At 66.7% G+C, this 16,714-nt stretch carries 16 protein-coding genes; 8 read left to right on the top strand and 8 right to left on the bottom strand.

Annotated elements, in window-relative coordinates:
• Window positions 1-3: 3 nt before the first annotated feature.
• Both AC57BR_RS03910 and AC57BR_RS03915 read right to left on the bottom strand, forming a co-directional pair.
• The gene (locus AC57BR_RS03910) at window positions 4-3,090 is read right to left on the bottom strand and encodes a S8 family serine peptidase (protein ID WP_496358444.1); all 3,087 of its coding nucleotides are present in this window, start codon (window positions 3,088-3,090) and stop codon (window positions 4-6) included.
• Window positions 3,091-3,434: 344 nt separating this feature from the next.
• On the bottom strand, window positions 3,435-3,680 hold the full coding sequence (locus AC57BR_RS03915; RefSeq protein ID WP_496358445.1) for a hypothetical protein: 246 nt from the start codon (window positions 3,678-3,680) through the stop codon (window positions 3,435-3,437).
• A 266-nt stretch (window positions 3,681-3,946) separates the two neighbouring features.
• On the opposite strand from AC57BR_RS03915, the gene purS reads away from it, so the two are divergent.
• From purS to purL, 3 genes are read left to right on the top strand one after another with little or no spacing between them, the layout of a single operon-like run.
• Window positions 3,947-4,198 carry a phosphoribosylformylglycinamidine synthase subunit PurS gene (gene purS / locus AC57BR_RS03920; RefSeq protein WP_003798434.1) on the top strand — a complete coding sequence of 84 codons (252 nt, stop codon included), beginning with the start codon at window positions 3,947-3,949 and terminating at the stop codon, window positions 4,196-4,198.
• Between the two features lies 1 nt (window position 4,199).
• Window positions 4,200-4,970 (top strand): phosphoribosylformylglycinamidine synthase subunit PurQ, encoded by a 771-nt coding sequence (gene purQ, locus AC57BR_RS03925; RefSeq protein ID WP_496358446.1) that lies wholly within the window; start codon window positions 4,200-4,202, stop codon window positions 4,968-4,970.
• The gene (gene purL / locus AC57BR_RS03930; RefSeq protein WP_496358447.1) at window positions 4,970-7,297 is read left to right on the top strand and encodes a phosphoribosylformylglycinamidine synthase subunit PurL; all 2,328 of its coding nucleotides are present in this window, start codon (window positions 4,970-4,972) and stop codon (window positions 7,295-7,297) included. Before purQ ends, purL begins: the two co-directional genes overlap by 1 nt.
• A gap of 78 nt (window positions 7,298-7,375) precedes the next feature.
• Here the strand turns inward: purL and AC57BR_RS03935 are convergent, their stop codons facing one another.
• From AC57BR_RS03935 to AC57BR_RS03955, 5 genes are read right to left on the bottom strand one after another with little or no spacing between them, the layout of a single operon-like run.
• The gene (locus AC57BR_RS03935; RefSeq protein ID WP_003798425.1) at window positions 7,376-7,669 is read right to left on the bottom strand and encodes a DUF503 domain-containing protein; all 294 of its coding nucleotides are present in this window, start codon (window positions 7,667-7,669) and stop codon (window positions 7,376-7,378) included.
• Window positions 7,670-7,693: 24 nt separating this feature from the next.
• Window positions 7,694-8,011 carry a putative quinol monooxygenase gene (locus AC57BR_RS03940; RefSeq protein WP_496358448.1) on the bottom strand — a complete coding sequence of 106 codons (318 nt, stop codon included), beginning with the start codon at window positions 8,009-8,011 and terminating at the stop codon, window positions 7,694-7,696.
• Window positions 8,012-8,015: 4 nt separating this feature from the next.
• Window positions 8,016-8,666: a hypothetical protein gene (locus AC57BR_RS03945; protein ID WP_496358449.1), complete on the bottom strand. Its 651-nt coding sequence runs from the start codon at window positions 8,664-8,666 to the stop codon at window positions 8,016-8,018.
• Between the two features lie 13 nt (window positions 8,667-8,679).
• Window positions 8,680-9,228, bottom strand: coding sequence for a DUF1990 domain-containing protein (locus tag AC57BR_RS03950; RefSeq protein ID WP_496358450.1), 549 nt, complete (start codon window positions 9,226-9,228; stop codon window positions 8,680-8,682).
• Entirely contained in the window at window positions 9,221-9,625 is a 405-nt protein-coding gene (locus AC57BR_RS03955) for an MmcQ/YjbR family DNA-binding protein (protein WP_496358451.1), read from the bottom strand. The genes AC57BR_RS03950 and AC57BR_RS03955 overlap by 8 nt, the downstream gene beginning before the upstream one ends.
• A 45-nt stretch (window positions 9,626-9,670) precedes the next feature.
• Between AC57BR_RS03955 and AC57BR_RS03960 the strand changes: the two genes are divergently transcribed.
• Window positions 9,671-10,699: an isopenicillin N synthase family dioxygenase gene (locus AC57BR_RS03960; RefSeq protein WP_496358452.1), complete on the top strand. Its 1,029-nt coding sequence runs from the start codon at window positions 9,671-9,673 to the stop codon at window positions 10,697-10,699.
• An 18-nt stretch (window positions 10,700-10,717) separates the two neighbouring features.
• Here the strand turns inward: AC57BR_RS03960 and AC57BR_RS03965 are convergent, their stop codons facing one another.
• Window positions 10,718-11,143 carry a CoA-binding protein gene (locus AC57BR_RS03965; RefSeq protein ID WP_496358453.1) on the bottom strand — a complete coding sequence of 142 codons (426 nt, stop codon included), beginning with the start codon at window positions 11,141-11,143 and terminating at the stop codon, window positions 10,718-10,720.
• A 286-nt stretch (window positions 11,144-11,429) separates the two neighbouring features.
• Here AC57BR_RS03965 and acs point away from each other — a divergent pair, with 286 nt between their 5' ends.
• The 4 genes from acs to AC57BR_RS03985 are packed head-to-tail and all read left to right on the top strand — an operon-like array spanning window position 11,430 to window position 16,682.
• On the top strand, window positions 11,430-13,649 hold the full coding sequence (gene acs, locus AC57BR_RS03970) for an acetate--CoA ligase (RefSeq protein ID WP_496358454.1): 2,220 nt from the start codon (window positions 11,430-11,432) through the stop codon (window positions 13,647-13,649).
• A complete protein-coding gene (sfnG, locus tag AC57BR_RS03975) occupies window positions 13,646-14,839 on the top strand; it encodes a dimethylsulfone monooxygenase SfnG (protein ID WP_496358455.1) in 1,194 nt (397 codons plus the stop codon). Before acs ends, sfnG begins: the two co-directional genes overlap by 4 nt.
• Entirely contained in the window at window positions 14,839-16,191 is a 1,353-nt protein-coding gene (locus tag AC57BR_RS03980) for an O-acetylhomoserine aminocarboxypropyltransferase/cysteine synthase family protein (protein WP_496358456.1), read from the top strand. Before sfnG ends, AC57BR_RS03980 begins: the two co-directional genes overlap by 1 nt.
• A complete protein-coding gene (locus AC57BR_RS03985; RefSeq protein ID WP_496358457.1) occupies window positions 16,188-16,682 on the top strand; it encodes a CoA-binding protein in 495 nt (164 codons plus the stop codon). Before AC57BR_RS03980 ends, AC57BR_RS03985 begins: the two co-directional genes overlap by 4 nt.
• Window positions 16,683-16,714 lie beyond the last annotated feature (32 nt).

A 16,714-nucleotide genomic window follows, 5' to 3' on the forward strand; every position in this document is an offset into this window, starting at 1 on the left:
TTCCTAGATGGAGTTATCCGGTGACCGCGTCAGGTCCTCGTTCTGGACCTTCCCCTGTTCCTTCTTTTTCTTCGGATCTTCCGAAGCCGGTGCAACCGCGACGGCGCCGCCCTCCGCCACCACAACGTTCACGAACGTCGGGGAGCTGGCCCCGTCGAAGGTGATCCGTCCGATGTAGGAGCCGGGAGCCAGGTTCTTCCAGGCGAGGGCGAGCTTCCCGCCGAGCCCGTTCGCAAGGCGGACCGGATCAGGCGTCACGGTGGCGTTGCCCTCATTTGCCCCTAGGACCGCAGCATCCACGGAGGCCTTGGTTGCCTGTTGGCTGGGACTGTCGTAGAGGTTCACGAACATCCGGTAGGTACCCGCAGCAGGGTTCGGAATCGAGACAGACTCGCTCGCCGAGGCCGTGGCGACGACGATTCCCCGACCGTCCGGGGTGACGACCACCATGTCGAAGTCGGCGTTTTCGTCCGCGGAAATCACTGACAGCTTGGCCAGGGGAACGCCGGCCGGAACTTCCACGGTCTTGACGAAGTTCGAGGCATCCGCCTCGTACCGGAAGGGCCCTGGGACAAGTTCGATGGCCGAGGAGTCCGCCTTTGAGAGGCCGTCGAGCGTCACGTTCGTGGGCGAGTTCGAACCCGAGACGATGCTGATGTTCCCGGAACCGCTGGCCCCCTGGGAGCTGAACGAAATGTTCTTGGGAGCCACCACCGACTGCGGCCGGACCGCAATCGGTGATGTCACGGTCTTGTTGGCCCCCTGCCACGTGAGGGACCCGGCGGCGAACGCGCCCAGCTTGGCGCTTTGCTTCTCAAAAGCCACCTTGAACGTGCGCTTCTGCCCGGCTGCGCCGAAGGACAGGACCGACGGAGTGACCGTCACCTTCACTCCCGGCACGCTGGCCTTGGCCCTGTACACGCCCGGCGTCAGCGCTGTCACGGTGCGGGTGACCTCGATCCTGCCTGCCAGGTTTCCGAGCGAGAAGGACGGGACGTTCATGTCGCGGGACCGCGTACTGCCGAGGCCGGGAATGCCCAGATCGACGCCGGTTCCCTGAATGAACCGCAGGTAGTCGTCCGTGCTGGCGTCATACACGAGACCCGGATCCAGCACGCGGGCGGGATCGACCTGCCCTGCACCGGTGGCCAGGACGTCCGTGTTCTTGCTTCCGTCTGCGAGTTTGACGTCGCTGGCGGTGGTCATCATGGCCGACTTCACGGCGGCCGGGGACCAGACGGGGTTCTTGCCCAGGATGAGGGCACCGAAGCCGGCCACGTGGGGCGACGCCATCGACGTGCCGGACATGAAACCGAATTCGTCGCCGCCGGCGCCGATCGGAGATACTCCGGCCAGGACAGCCACGCCGGGCGCGGCGACGTCGGGCTTCAGCAGGTCAGAGTCGGTGGCGAGGAGTGGTCCGCGGGAGGAGAAGCCCGCGATCTGCGGCTGCGCCTCGGCGGGCAGTCCCGTGGTGTCCTTGTTGACCAGGGAAACCGTGATGGCCGGGTTCGCCGCCACCTTGGCCTTGATGGCCGCCGTGGCAGGCGGATTCACGTGCACGGTGGGGACAGAGTGCTTATCGGCGTCGAGCGATGAAGCCGTCAGATTGACGAGGATCATGCCCACCCCGCCGCCCCGCGCTACCTCGGCGCTCTTGGCCATGCGGTCGTAGACGCCGCGGTCGCAGACCACCACCTTGCCGGCGATCTTGGCCGGGTCGAGTGAGCCAGGGGCGCACAGCGCCGGATCGGCGGCCTGCCCCGATGCTGCATTGGCGGCGAGCACAACGCCTGCGCCGGCAACCTCACGGTTCATGATGCTGGCACCGCGGAACTTGCTGCCGTCGGAGAACTCGACGGTGCCCTGCAGTTCCTGGGAGAAGCTGCTGGCCGCAACGGTGGTGACCCATGGCTCGCCGTGGTTTACCGTGCTGGCTTCAGGGCCGGAGTTGCCCGCGGAGGTGGCCACGAAGATGCCGGCCGAGGCCGCGGACAGGAACGCCATGGACACCGGGTCCGTGGTGCTGGAGGTAGTGCCCGAGATCGAGTAGTTCAGGACGTCCACGCCATCGAGTACGGCCTGGTTGATGGCGTCCACTGCTGCCGAGGTGTAGCAGCCGCCGGTGTCGGGATCGTTGTCCTCCCAGCAGATCTTGTAGACGGAGAGCTTGGCTGCCGGTGCGACGCCGCCGGTCAGGCCGAAGCTGCGGCCGTCAACGAAGGTCTCGACGTCGGCGTTGCCGGCGGCGGTGCTTGCCGTGTGGGTTCCGTGGCTTCCCACATCCACGGGCGAAATCAGCTCCTCCGGCGCCCGGTCCGGCTTGGCCACGGACTCTTCGAAGGCGTCGGAGAAGTACCTGGCACTGAGGACCTTGGAGTTGCAGGCTGTTCCGTTGAACTTCTCACCCTTCTGGCACTCGCCCTCGAAGGTGCTGCCGTCAGCCTTCAGCATCGCGATGCTGCCGCCGGCAGTGCGGTAGGGAACGCCAACCTGGGGATTGCCCTTGAGCGGCGCAACGTCCGTGCCGGCGAAGAACTCGCTGCCAGGCGTGTAGCCGGAGTCGATGACGCCCACCACAACGCCCTTGCCGGCGCCCGCCTTGCCGCCGAACTGCCTGTTCCATGTGCCGTTGGCGCCGCTGAGCTTGAGGAAGTCAGTGGTGGAGTAGTCCGGGGCCTGCTGGGTGTCCGGCGCCACCGAGAGGACCCCGGGGTTCTTGGCCAGCTTCACTGCCTGGTCGGCGGTGAGCGTGGCGCTGAAGCCGTTCAATGCCGCCGTGTACTGGCGGCGGATCTGCACGTTTTCCTTTTCGGCCAGCGCGGCCTGCCTCGCCTCAAGGTGGGCCTGGTACTTGCGGACCTCTGCCCGGTCGGCGTCCAGTTTGCGGCCGGACCGCGGCTTTGTGGCCTGCAGGCCCGGCGTGCCGCCCTCGTAGGTGGCGGCGGGCTTCTCGGTCAGCACCACAATGTAGCGGCCGGCGGAGTAGTCGTTGGGGTCGACGTTCTTTTGCGGTGCGGCCGGAGCCGCAAGCCGCGACGGCGCCGCGGTTGCCGGCAGCGCGCCGACTGACGAAAGGAGCAAAGGCAAGCCGACAACCAGTGCCGCTGCTTTCCGGGCCCCCCGGCTTCGGAAGAAGCTTTTTCCTGCTGATTTCACGAGTGGTTTGAACCTTTCATAAAGGAACAGCCCCGGCTACATTGCCGGGCGCAGGCGGCAACGACACGTGAAGATGACAGGTCCTGTCGATCCCAGCAATCGTCGACCGATCCCCACAGTACCTACTGAGAGCCGCATATGACATAGGGCACAATCCACGAATTTTACTTTTTTGTCATGGCCTTCGACACAAACACAAAAAGCGGCGGGCACCCGGAAAGGGCACCCGCCTGGGGTTGTTCCGCGGCCTCGCCAGCGGAGTTACCGCCGGTGATCTACTGCCGGGGCGTACGGACCACTTCGCTGATCCACTGGCGCGTCTTCTCGTCCACCGGACCTGCCATCCGGTCCTGTCCGGCAGCACGAGGGCCAACACGCCCCCGGCCACCACCGTCCTGGCCGTCGCCCTTCTGGCGGGCCGCCCGGTCGGCCTTGATCTTCTGGAACACCATCCTGCCGAGGCCGGCGAACACGGCGACGGCCATCACCGGCAACAGGACAGATTTCGGTTTCTCAGCCATTCCGCAATCCTACTGAGGCTGCCGACGGCGGGCCAGAGCCGGCGTCGTTCTTCCGTTCCTGCGGCGTCTGCCGCACGTCCGCCGCACCGAATACGGAGTGGTGCGCCGCGGCCGGTAGAATAGGCATGCAAGCTCGCGGAGCGCCCGTCCACACCATGCCATTTGAATGCCCTGCCATTTGAACCGGCCAGGCAACCTCAGGAATGGCGTGAGACGGCACCACTCCGCTGCGCCCTTACCCAATGCACACGCACAGGAGTTACCGGATGCCCCGGATCGTTGTCGACGTCATGCCCAAGCCCGAGATTCTGGACCCGCAGGGGAAGGCCATCGTGGGAGCACTCCCCCGCCTGGGCTTCACCAGCTTTAGCTCTGTACGCCAGGGCAAGCGTTTCGAACTGACCGTTGACGGCGAGGTGACCGAGGACATCCTGGCCCAGGCCCGCGATGCCGCCGAAACCCTGCTGTCCAACCCCGTGATCGAGGACGTCGTAAACGTCGAGGTCGTCGAGGCCTGAGATGACTGAACTTCCCCTGATCGGCGAGGCAGTCGCCGTCGCCGCCGAGCCGCGCCTCGCGGGCGCAAAGATCGGCGTCGTCACCTTCCCCGGGACCCTGGATGACCGGGACGCTTCCCGTGCGGTGCGGCTCGCGGGCGGCACGCCCGTGGAGCTCTGGCACGGAGACTTCGAACTGGGCGACGTCGACGCCGTCATCCTGCCGGGCGGATTCTCCTACGGCGACTACCTGCGCGCCGGCGCCATCGCGCGCTTCGCCCCGCTGATGTCCAAGATCATCGACGCCGCCAACTCGGACGCCAAGCTGCCGGTGCTCGGCATCTGCAACGGCTTCCAGCTGCTGACCGAGTCGCACCTGCTGCCCGGATCCATGATCAAGAACGACCACCTGAAGTTCATCTGCCGCGACCAGGTGTTGCGGGTCGAGAACAACAGCACCTACTGGACCGGGGACTACGCCGCGGGCCAGGAAATCACGGTGCCGCTGAAGAACCAGGACGGCCAGTACATCGCGGACGAGAAGACCCTCGACGCCCTGGAGGCCGAGGGCCGCGTGGTGTTCCGCTACGTGGGCTTCAACCCGAACGGCTCGCGCCGCGACATCGCCGGCATCTCGAACTCCGCCGGCAACGTGGTGGGCCTCATGCCGCACCCGGAGCACGCCGTGGAGGTGGGCTTCGGCCCCGAGTCGCTGGACGGTATCGGCGGGTCCGACACCGAAGGCCTCGGTCTCTTCACCTCGGTACTGAACAAGATTGTGGGAGCGAACTAATGACCGAGATCTCTACAAGCTCGATCACCGAGACCAAGAAGTTCAACATCGACACCGTCGAAAACGCGGCCAAGACGCCGGCCACCGAGCTGCCCTGGGCCGAGCTGGGCCTGAAGCGCAACGAGTTCGACGAGATCGTCAAGGTCCTGGGCCGCCGCCCGACCGGCGCGGAACTTGCCATGTACTCCGTGATGTGGAGCGAGCACTGCTCCTACAAGTCCTCGAAGAACCACCTGCGCCAGTTCGGCGAGAAGGTGACCGACGAGATGAAGAAGGACATGCTGGTGGGCATCGGCGAAAACGCCGGCGTCACCAACCTGGGCGACGGCTGGGCCGTGACCTTCAAGATCGAGTCCCACAACTCGCCGTCGTTCGTTGAGCCGTACCAGGGTGCCGCCACCGGCATCGGCGGCATCGTCCGCGACATCATCTCCATGGGCGCCCGCCCGGTTGCCGTGATGGATCCGCTGCGCTTCGGCGCCATCGACCACCCGGACACCGCCCGCGTCATGCACGGCGCGGTCGCCGGCATCGGCGGCTACGGCAACTCGCTGGGCCTGCCGAACATCGGCGGCGAGATGGTCTTCGACTCCGTGTACCAGGGCAACCCGCTGGTCAACGCCCTGGCCGTGGGCGTGATGCGCCACGAGGACATCCGCCTGGCCAACGCCTCCGGCAAGGGCAACAAGGTAGTGCTGTTCGGTGCACGCACCGGCGGCGACGGCATCGGCGGCGCCTCCGTGCTCGCCTCCGAGTCCTTCGACGACACCAAACCGTCCAAGCGCCCGGCTGTCCAGGTGGGCGACCCGTTCGCCGAGAAGGTCCTGATCGAGTGCTGCCTTGAACTGTTCAAGGGCTCGCTGGTTGAAGGCATCCAGGACCTCGGCGCCGCAGGCATCTCCTGCGCCACGTCCGAGCTCGCCTCCAATGGCGACGGCGGCATGAACGTCGAACTGACCTCTGTCCTGCTGCGCGACCCCACCCTGACCCCGGGTGAGATCCTGATGTCCGAGTCCCAGGAACGCATGATGGCCGTGGTGACGCCGGAGAACGTCGCGGCGTTCGAAGCCGTCATGGACAAGTGGGCCGTGGAGTACGCCTGGCTCGGTGAGGTGACCGACAGTGGCCGCCTGATCATTACGTGGGAAGGCGAAGTCATTGTCGACGTCGACCCCCGCACCGTGGCCCACGACGGCCCGGTCTACGACCGCCCGTTCGCCCGCCCGGAGTGGCAGGACGCCGTCCAGGCCGATCAGTTCACCGGTTCCGTGCAGGACGCCGGCCGCCCCTCCGCCCCGGCGGAACTGGCCGCAGCCGTCACCGAGCTGGTTGCCTCGCCGAACATGTGCGACAAGTCCTGGATCACCAACCAGTACGACCGGTACGTCGGCGGCAACACCGCCATGGCGTTCCCGGACGACGCCGGTGTGGTCCGCGTGGACGAGGAATCCGGCCTGGGCGTTGCCCTGGCCACCGACGCCAACGGCCGCTACACCTACCTGGACCCGTACCACGGCGCCCAGCTGGCTCTGGCCGAGGCCTACCGCAACGTGGCCACCTCCGGCGCTATGCCGATGGCCGTCAGCGACTGCCTGAACTTCGGTTCCCCCGAGGACCCGGACGTCATGTGGCAGCTGGCCGAAGCCATCCGCGGCCTCTCCGACGCCTGCATGGTGCTGGGCATCCCGGTGACCGGCGGCAACGTCTCGCTGTACAACCAGACCGGCACCACGCCGATCCACCCCTCCCCCGTGGTGGCAGTGCTGGGCAAGCTCGACGACGTCACCCGCCGAACGCCGTCGGGGTGGCGGGAAGACGGCGCAGCCATCTACCTGCTGGGCACCACGGCTGCCGAGCTGGACGGCTCGGAATGGTCCAACCTGCGCGGCCACCTCGGCGGCCTGCCGCCCAAGGTTGACCTCGAGGCCGAACGCGCGCTGGGCGAGATCCTGATCAACGCGTCCCGCGACGGCATGGTGGACTCGGCCCACGACCTCTCCGAAGGCGGCCTTGCCGCGGCCCTCGTGGAATCGTCGCTGCGCTACGGCGTGGGTGCCCGCATCGCGCTGCAGGATGTCCTGGACCGCGACGGCGTTGACCTCTTCACGGCGCTGTTCTCCGAGACCCAGGGCCGCGCCGTCGTGAGCGTTCCGCGCTCCGAGGAAGTCCGCTTCAAGGACATGTGCACCGCCCGCGGCTTCGAGCACCTGCGCATCGGCGTGGTAGACGCAGCCAGCGGACAGCTGGAGATCAACGGCGTGGACACCCTCTCGCTGGAGGCCCTCCGCGAAGCCCACGAGGCCACCCTGCCGAAGTACTTCGGCTAACGCCAGCAACTGCCAACGCGGGGTCACTTCCCGCCCAATAATCCCCCGGGATTGGGCTGGAAGTGACCCCGCGTTGCTTTAATCCTCGCTGTGGATCTCCCGCTGCCGGGCGCTCAGCAGCTCCAGTTCGGGGCGGAAGGCCACGAAGCGTTCGACGGCGGTGAGCACCTCCACGAGGTGCGCGCGGTCCGCGGCGACCAGCCCGGCGCCGATCCTCGTGCGGCGGTACTGCTCGTGGTCCCCCACCTCGGCCACGGAGACCTCATAGCGCCGTTTCAGCTCAGCCAGCAGCGGCCGCACCACGGACCGCTTCTCCTTGAGGCTGTGCACGTCGCCGAGGAGGATGTCGAACTCGATCCAGCCGATCCACATGCCATCAATGCTAGCGATGCCGGTTTAGATGGTGAGTTCGCCCATCGTGTCCCAGCCTTCGCCGTCGAGCTGGCGGCTGATGATCCGCGGGGTCTCGGCGAGGGCCTGCGGCATGTCCGCCATGGCCTTCTTGAAGTGGGCGCTGTTGACGTGGTCGCCGGCCGCATCGTCCTTGAACGCTTCGACAAGGACGAACTCGTTGGGGTCCTCCACGCTGCGGGACCAGTCGAACCACAGGTTCCCCGGCTCCTGGCGGGTGGCCTCGGTGAAGTCGGCCACGAGGCCGAGCCACTTGTCCGACCAGTCCGGCTTGACCTTGAACTTAACGACGATAAATATCACGGGGCTATGCCTTTCGTTGGGTTTTTGTGTTCTGTTCGGACGATAGCGCCTGCTCGCATTCTTCAATGGCCTCGCGGGCGTACTTCTGCTGGGCCGGGGTTCCGACGCGCTCGGCCCACTGCTCGGCCAGCTGGAACTCCACGAGCGCCTCGGTGAGCCGGCCGGCGCCGTGCAGGGTCCAGCCCAGGTTGTTGTGCAGGGCCACCATCCAGCGCTTTGTGCGCTCGTCGTGCACGGTGGAGGCGTACTCCAGCGCACTGCGCGTCCAGAGCTCCGCGTGGGCGGAATCGGCTATGGCCAGCATGTGAAGCGCGTCCACCGCGAGGAACTCCTCGCCAAGATGGTCGCCGAGCTCGGCCGCCTGCTCAAACAGGGGCACCGCCATGGCCGCGTGCCCGCTCGAGTTCAGAACCCGCCCGCGCTCCAGCAGGATCCGGACACCCACCGTCGGCTCGTCCCCGTCAATCGCGTCGAGCAGCGCGTCAGCCTCTTCGAAGCGGCCCTGGAGCCCGATGGCCCGCCCCAGCTGGGTGGCGAGTTCGGCGCGTTCGTCGGCGTCGTACCGGGGGTCGGCGAGCGCGTCCCGGAAGTGCTGCTCGGACAGCTTCGGATCCTCGAAATTCCACAAAAGGTCAAGGCTCTTTTGGTCCAGCATGTACCTCTCCTGATCAGCTTTCACCTGCGGCGAGTTGCCGTGCACCTTCAATGTATCGGGAAGTCATGAGGCGCTGCGCCCGGCGGGCCAGCGCGCCGCCTGCCGCGTAAAACCAGTTGGACGGCCGGCTGAACGCCGTGATGCTGAGGTACACCCGGCCCTGGGCATCGATCTCGGCCTCGAACGATTCCTCGCCGCGCACCGGATGGCCCGGCAGGGAACCGTAGCCGAACCCGGCTGACTGCGGTCCGCCGCCCGGAACTGGGCGGTGCACCCACACCACTTCACAGGGGACGTTGAGGCGGAAGGGCCCGACGCCGAATCCGCTCACCACGCGTACGCCGGGAACGACGACGCCGGACTCGGTCCGGACCCGCAGGCCGGACCGCCGCTGCAGTTCCCAGGCCAGGATCCCCTGGGCCACCCGGAGATAGAGATCGGCCCCCTCGCCGAGATAGGTGCGGGACGCCACGCGGCGGAAGCCCGCCGGCGACCCGCCGCGCTCGGTAGCACCGATCTCCGGATAGTTGAGGGCACCCCGAGCTAGGCGCTTCTCACTCATTGCCTACCCGCCCGGCCCAGCCAAGCTGCTCCCGCTGTTTCCGGCTCAGCGAGGCAACCACAAGGTCGTAGGAATCCTCCACCATGTCCCGGACCATGTCGTCGGGCAGGGCCCCGTCCAGGCGGACGCCGTTCCAGTGCGTCTTGTTCATGTGCCATGCGCCGGTGATCTCCGGATGCACGGCCCGGAGCTGTTCGGCCAGGGCAGGCTCGCACTTGAGGCTCACCGACCAGTCGTCAGGATCCATGGCGGACGCAGCGAACATCTTGGCCTCCTGCTTTGCCCCGCCGGACACGGCCGCCCTGACCTTGAACACCGACGTTTCGGGACCGAACGGGAAGTCCTCGAAGGTGCCCGGGAACGACAGGCAGATGTTTCTCAGTTCGGCTGGATCCATGCTGCGAGCCTACAAACCCTTTCCGGGCGGTGCTAGTCTGCGAACATGGCAGCTGCCCGGGAGACCATACCCGTACTGGATCTCGGCTCCGCACGCCGGGCCGACGGTTCGTTCAATCCGGACTTCATTGAGGAGCTCCGCGATGCCACGCACCGCGTCGGTTTCTTCCAGGTCATCGGCTACAGCGGTGCCCCCGGCCAGGCCCGGGAGCTGTTGGCGACGATCAGGCGCTTTTTCGACCTGCCCCTCGATGAACGCATGAAGCTGGACAACCGGCTGTCCCCGCATTTCCGCGGCTACACCCGGATGGGCACGGAGGTCACGCAGGGAAGGGCTGACGCGCGTGAGCAGATCGACTACTCACCCGACCGGGACCCGGTGAAGGACTATCCCCCCGAGCAGCCGTACTGGCTCCTCCAGGGCCACAACCTCTGGCCGGATGAGTCGATGCCTGAGTTGAAGCAGGCGGCCATGGGCTGGGCGGAGCTCATGTCCAAGGTGGGGGCGGAGCTCATGCGGGCCATCGCGGTGTCCCTCCAGCAGCCGGAGAACTATTTCGAGGAAGCGTTCAGGGAGACTCCGGCCTGGATGGGCAAGCTGGTCCATTACGTCGGCGGAGTGGTGGAAGCGGCGGGCGACCAGGGAGTGGGCTCCCATGCGGACTACGGATTCGTGACCCTCCTCCTCCAGGATGAGGTGGGCGGGCTGGAAGTGCTGCCGCCGGGCGCGAGTGCGTGGGTCCCCGTGGAGCCCACCCCTGAAGCGCTGGTGGTGAACCTCGGCGAAATGCTGGAAGTGGCCACCGAGGGCTACCTGGCCGCCACCATCCACCGGGTCAAAGCCCCGCCACCCGGCGTGGACCGCTACTCCGTCCCGTTCTTCTGGTCACCCCGGCTCGACGCGGTGATCGATCCGGTACCCCTCCCGGCAGAACTGAAGGCGCAGGCGCGCGGCATCTCGGACGACCCGTCCAACCCGATGCTCGCCTCTTTCGGCCTGAACATGCTCAAGGGCCGGATGCGTGCCCACCCGGATGTCACCGAACGCCACTACCCTGAGCTCATGAGGCGTTAAACTAAAGCCCTGAACAGGCTAAATGCCTACGCGCCAGCCTTCGCGGGCGGGGCACGAGTTCACCACGACGTCCAGCCCGGCGGCCTTTGCGCGTTCGACGGCGGCGTCGTCGAACACGCCCAGCTGCAGCCATACCGCCTTGGCGCCGACAGCGATGGCCTGGTCGATGACGGCCCCCACCTTCTGCGAATTGACGAAGCAGTCCACGACGTCGATCGGGTGCTTTGCCGCCGGGATCTCGGCGAGGGTCCGGTAGCCCTTCTCTCCGTGCACGTCATCGCCCGGCAGGTTTACGGGGATGATCTCCATGCCCATGCGGTCCCGGACAAACAGCGAGACGTCGTAGGCCGAGCGCCACTCATTCCGGGTCAGGCCGACAATGGCCCAGGTGCCCTTCGTTCGCATGAGTCGGTCAATAACCGCCGGATCGTTTTCGTGAGCCATGCCTCAACTCTACTCCCGCGGCGATTTGGCGGACTTTTCCGAATATTTGAATGCCGTACTGGCGCGGCAGCAGCCATGAACGAATATTACAGCCGCAAAGGTGCCGATTTTGAGAAATCCTGCATCTCCGCTCTAGTAGGTAATGACCATCCCGAGCGGCCGAGAGACCTGGATCGATGAAGCCGCAGCAACCCCGGGTGACGTGAGACGACCATTCCCACGTCACTGTTCTTCCGTCCCGGCGGAGGGCTAGGGGTGCTACTGCCAGGACCGATGGAGTGCTGCAATGACCCCAAAGAATACTTCTGCCCTGCCCACCCTTGCCCGGATTCCGTCCGAGGCAACCCCACAAACCACTTCGGACGCGACGGCGGTCGAAGCAGGGCTGCGTGACGCGCCCGGCTCCTCTTCCGGCTCTTCGGGATGGTCCTCGACCGAGCCAACGGACGGCGCAGTGCACGGCGTCCCCACCGACGGGCCGGCGCGTCACAGCGGCACCACCTCCATTGTCGACCCCGGCAACGTTGCCTTCTGGGAGGAACAGGCCCTCCGGCTGGACTGGGCCGAGCCTCCCGGAAACCAAGAGTCCGGCGGCCGCAAACCATGGCATACGGCGCACAGCTGGCTGCCCGCCGACGTCGAAGCCGGCCGTGGACCCGAGATCACGTGGTTCGACGGCGGCAAGCTAAATGTCGCGTACAACTGCGTGGACCGTCACGTCGCCGCCGGCCGCGGTGACAGGGTGGCGCTCTTCTTCGAGGGCGAACCGGGCGACCGCCGCACCATCACCTATGCCGAGCTGCAGCGTGAGGTGTCCAAGGCCGCCAACGCGCTGCTGTCCCTCGGCATCACCAAGGGCGACCGCGTGGTCATCTACCTGCCCGTGATCCCGGAAACGGTCATTATCACCCTCGCCGTGGCGCGGATCGGCGCCGTTCACTCCCTGGTGTTCGGCGGGTTTTCCGCCGAGGCCCTCCGGTTCCGGGTCGAGGACACGGGCGCGAAGCTGCTGGTGACCACCGACGGCCAGTTCCGCCGCGGCGTCGCGGTCCCGGTCAAGGACAACGCTGATGCCGCCGTCGCCGGAGACAACGCCATCGAGCGCGTCCTGGTCATCAACCGCACCACCTCCCCCGCGGACCTCGCCACGGTCCCCATGACCGCCGGCCGCGATGTCTGGTGGCACGACGTCGTCGAACCCGCCTCCGATGTCCACGAGCCCGAAGCGTTCGACGCCGAGACTCCCCTGTTCATCATGTACACCTCCGGGACCACCGGTAAGCCCAAGGGCCTGGTGCACACCTCCGGCGGTTACCTGACCCAGGCATCGTGGAGCTTCGAGCACCTGTTCAGCAACCCCGATCCTGCCCTCCGGGACCAGGACGTGCACTGGTGCACCGCCGACCTCGCCTGGGTCACCGCGCATACCTACGAGATCTACGGCCCGCTCTCCAACGGCGTCACGCAGGTGATCTTCGAGGGCACGCCCAACACGCCGCATCCAAGCCGGCACTTCGAGATCATCGAGCGCTACGGCGTCACGCAGTACTACACGGCGCCCACCCTGGTCCGATCGCTCATGGGCTGGTTCCCGGACGGCGTGCCGGACAGTTACGACCTCTCCTCCATCCGCCTGCTGGGCACCGTGGGCGAAGCCGTGAACCCGGAGGCGTGGCGCTGGCTCCGCGACAACCTCGGCGCAGGCAACGCCCCCATGGTGGACACCTGGTGGCAGTCTGAAACCGGGGCCACGATCATGTCCCCCGCGCCCACCGACACCAAGTTCAAGCCCGGCTGCGCGGCCCGCGCCCTGCCCGGCGTCAGCACCCGTGTGGTGGACGAGGCCGGGAACCGCACCGAGCCCGGCGTGCAGGGCTTCATCGTGGTGGACCAGCCCGGGCCGGCAATCGCCCGCACCGTCTGGGGCAACCCGCGCCGCTACTTCGACTCCTACTGGAGCCAGTACGCGGAGCAGGGCTGGTTCCTCGCCGGCGACGGCGCCAAATACGACGACGACGGCGACATCTGGATCCTGGGGCGGGTGGATGACACCCTCAACGTCTCAGGCCATCTGCTCTCCACGATCGAGATCGAATCCGCCCTCGTCACGCACCCCGACGTGGTGGAGGCTGGCGTGTGTCCGGTAGCCGACCCCAAGACCGGTCACGCCGTCGTCGCCTTTGTTGTACTAAAGGGCGGGGTCCCCAACCGCCCCCTCCCCTCACAAGCTCGGGCAGGGAACCCTGCGGTCGTGGGCCCAGACCCGGTCACCGAGGACCTCCGCAACCACGTTGCCAAGGCGATTGGCCCGATCGCCAAGCCGCGCGACGTCGTCGTTGTCCCCGACGTACCCAAGACCCGCAGCGGCAAGATCATGCGCCGCCTGCTGACCCAGCTTTTCGAGGGAACCACGCTGGGCGACACAACCTCACTCCAGAACGAACCGGCCATCGCCGGCATCCAGGACGCCCTGCGCGAGCGGGCCCTAGCTAAGGAAAATTCATGAACGACATCAGCAACGTAGCCCGTCTTTCCGAACCGCTGAAGTTCGCCTACTGGGTGCCGAACGTGTCCGGCGGCCTGGTGGTCTCCACCATCGAGCAGCGCACCGGCTGGGACTTCGACTACAACAAGAAGCTGGCCCGCATCGCCGAGGAATCCGGTTTCGAGTACGCCCTGACCCAGACCCGCTACGCAGCGTCCTACGGGGCCGACAAGCAGCACGAGGCGACGTCCTTCAGCCTCGCCCTGCTCGCCGCCACCGAGCGCCTTAAAGTGATCGCCGCCGTCCACCCGGGCATGTGGCACCCCGGCGTGCTGGCCAAGTACATCATCACCGCCGACCACATCTCCAACGGCCGCGCCGCAGTCAACATCGTCTCCGGCTGGCTCAAGAACGAGTTCACCAACTTCGGCCTCGAATGGCTGGAGCACGACGAGCGCTACGTCCGCACCGAGGAATTCATCAGGGTGCTGCGCGGGCTGTGGACCGAGAAGGAGTACAGCCAGGCCGGCAAGTACTACAACATCACCGACTTCACGCTGAACCCCGCGCCCGTGGACGTTCCGGGCCGCGCGCACCCCGAGATCTTCTTCGGCGGAAACTCGACGGCGGCCCAGGCCACCGCGGGCCGTGTCGCCGACTGGTACTTCTCCAACGGCAAGGACCTTGAGGGCTTCAAGGAGAACATCGCCGGCGTCGTCGCCGCTTCCGGCGAAACCGGCCGCGGCACGGAAGCCCAGCTGGCCGCCCCGCGCTTCGGCCTCAACGGCTTCGTCATTGCCCGTGACTCCGAAAAGGAAGCCCGCGACACGCTCCGCGAAATCGTGGAGAAGGCACACAAGCCCGCAGTCCAGGGCTTCCGCGACGCCGTCCAGGAAGCTGGCGCGTCCACCAAGGACGGCAAGGGCATGTGGGCCGACTCCACCTTCGAGGACCTGGTCCAGTACAACGACGGTTTCAAGACCCAGCTGATCGGCACCCCCGAGCAGATCGCCGAGCGCATCGTGGAGTACAAGAAGATCGGCGTGAACCTCTTCCTGACCGGTTACCTGCACTTCCAGGAGGAAATCGCCTCGTTCGGCCGGGATGTCCTGCCGATCGTCCGCGAGCTCGAGGCGGACCTGGCCCGCAAGAACGGCACCGAGCTGGACCTCTCCGCCACGCCGATTGCCACCGGGCTGGTGAACGCGTAATGGCTGACCGCAAGTTCGGCTTCCGCACCCGCGCCCTGCACGCCGGCGGCACCCCCGACGCCGAGCACGGGGCCCGCGCCGTGCCGATTTACCAGACCACGTCCTTCGTGTTCAAGGACACCCAGGACGCCGCGAACCTGTTCGCCCTTCAGAAGTACGGCAACATCTACTCCCGGATCGGGAACCCGACGGTTGCGGCCTTCGAAGAGCGCATCGCCTCGCTCGAGGGCGGCATCGGAGCTGTTGCGACGTCGTCGGGCATGGCCGCCGAGTTCATCACCTTCGCCGCCCTCACCCAGTCCGGTGACCACATCGTGGCGGCGTCGCAGCTGTACGGCGGCACGGTTACCCAGCTCGACGTGACCCTGCGCCGCTTCGGCGTGGACACCACGTTCGTTCCCGGCACCGACCCCGCCGACTACGCGGCGGCCGTCCGGGAGAACACGAAAGCGATCTTCGTCGAGGTGGTGGCCAACCCGTCGTCGGAAGTCCAGGACCTTGAGGGGCTGGCCAAGGTGGCGCACGACGCCGGCATCCCCCTCGTCGTCGACGCCACCCTGAGCACGCCGTACCTCGTGCGGCCGATCGAACACGGCGCGGACATCGTGATCCACTCGGCCACGAAGTTCCTCGGCGGCCACGGCACCACGCTGGGCGGCGTGATCGTGGAGAGCGGCCGGTTCAACTGGGGCAACGGCAAGTTCCCCACCATGACCGAGCCGGTGGCCTCCTACGGCAACGTCTCCTGGTGGGGCAACTTCGGCGAGTACGGTTTCCTCACCAAGCTGCGCTGCGAGCAGCTGCGCGACATTGGACCGGCGCTGACCCCGCTGGCCGCGTTCCAGCTCCTGCAGGGCGTGGAGACCCTCCCCCAGCGCCTGGACGAGCACCTGAAGAACGCCCAGGCCGTGGCCGAATGGCTTGAAGCCGACGAGCGCGTGGCCTACGTGAACTTCTCCGGCCTGCCGTCCCACCCGCACTTCGAGCGGGCGCGGAAGTACCTGCCCCTGGGGCCGGGCTCCGTGTTCTCCTTCGGCGTGAAGGGCGGCCGTGCAGCCGGCCAGAAGTTCATCGAATCCCTGCAGTTGGCCTCGCACCTGGCCAACGTGGGCGACTCCCGCACCCTGGTGATCCACCCCGGGTCCACGACGCACCAGCAGCTCAGCGACGAGCAGTTGGCGTCCGCCGGCGTACCGGAGGACCTGGTCCGCATCTCGGTCGGCCTGGAGGACCTCGAGGACATCCTGTGGGACCTGGACCAGGCGCTAACGCAAGCTCAAAACGCGACGGCGGATGACGCCGTCGTCCTCGGGGAAGCTGCAGATTCCTGCACGATCGGAGCCAACGCATGAGCACCACGGAAAGAACCTGGACCGGGCCCTCCGCGCCGGAACGATTGAACCTGCTGCGTGAGGCGAAGTCGATTGCCATTGTGGGGGCCTCGGACAAGCCTTCGCGGGCCAGTTACTTCGTGTCCACGTACCTGCAGTCCTCCACCCGGTACAAGGTGTACTTCGTGAACCCAGTTGTTAAGGAGATCCTTGGCCAGCCTACCTACGCCTCCCTCGCCGACCTTCCCGAGAGTCCGGACATCGTGGATGTGTTCCGCAAGCACGACGACCTCCCCGGTGTCCTTGACGAGGCCATCGCGGCCGGCGCCAAGACTCTCTGGCTGCAGCTGGGGTCGTGGCATGAGGACGTGGCCAAAGAAGCCGAAGCCGCCGGGCTCGACGTCGTGATGGACCGCTGCGTCAAGATCGAGCATGCACGCTTCCACGGCGGGCTGCACCTTGCCGGCTTCGATACGGGGGTTATCTCCTCGAAGCGGCAGGTCCTGGCCTAGCAACGGTCTGACCGGACCGAAGACATAAAAAA

The sequence above is a fragment of the Arthrobacter sp. BGA-UO-ETr-C19 genome, assembly GCF_059568005.1.

Coding starts and splice junctions, on each gene's coding strand:
- AC57BR_RS03915 (WP_496358445.1), bottom strand. CDS start 3,680: ATGGCTGAGAAACCGAAATCTGTCCTGTTGCCGGTGATGGCCGTCGCC.
- purS (WP_003798434.1), top strand. CDS start 3,947: ATGCCCCGGATCGTTGTCGACGTCATGCCCAAGCCCGAGATTCTGGAC.
- purQ (WP_496358446.1), top strand. CDS start 4,200: ATGACTGAACTTCCCCTGATCGGCGAGGCAGTCGCCGTCGCCGCCGAG.
- purL (WP_496358447.1), top strand. CDS start 4,970: ATGACCGAGATCTCTACAAGCTCGATCACCGAGACCAAGAAGTTCAAC.
- AC57BR_RS03935 (WP_003798425.1), bottom strand. CDS start 7,669: ATGTGGATCGGCTGGATCGAGTTCGACATCCTCCTCGGCGACGTGCAC.
- AC57BR_RS03945 (WP_496358449.1), bottom strand. CDS start 8,666: ATGCTGGACCAAAAGAGCCTTGACCTTTTGTGGAATTTCGAGGATCCG.
- AC57BR_RS03950 (WP_496358450.1), bottom strand. CDS start 9,228: ATGAGTGAGAAGCGCCTAGCTCGGGGTGCCCTCAACTATCCGGAGATC.
- AC57BR_RS03955 (WP_496358451.1), bottom strand. CDS start 9,625: ATGGATCCAGCCGAACTGAGAAACATCTGCCTGTCGTTCCCGGGCACC.
- AC57BR_RS03960 (WP_496358452.1), top strand. CDS start 9,671: ATGGCAGCTGCCCGGGAGACCATACCCGTACTGGATCTCGGCTCCGCA.
- AC57BR_RS03965 (WP_496358453.1), bottom strand. CDS start 11,143: ATGGCTCACGAAAACGATCCGGCGGTTATTGACCGACTCATGCGAACG.
- acs (WP_496358454.1), top strand. CDS start 11,430: ATGACCCCAAAGAATACTTCTGCCCTGCCCACCCTTGCCCGGATTCCG.
- sfnG (WP_496358455.1), top strand. CDS start 13,646: ATGAACGACATCAGCAACGTAGCCCGTCTTTCCGAACCGCTGAAGTTC.
- AC57BR_RS03980 (WP_496358456.1), top strand. CDS start 14,839: ATGGCTGACCGCAAGTTCGGCTTCCGCACCCGCGCCCTGCACGCCGGC.
- AC57BR_RS03985 (WP_496358457.1), top strand. CDS start 16,188: ATGAGCACCACGGAAAGAACCTGGACCGGGCCCTCCGCGCCGGAACGA.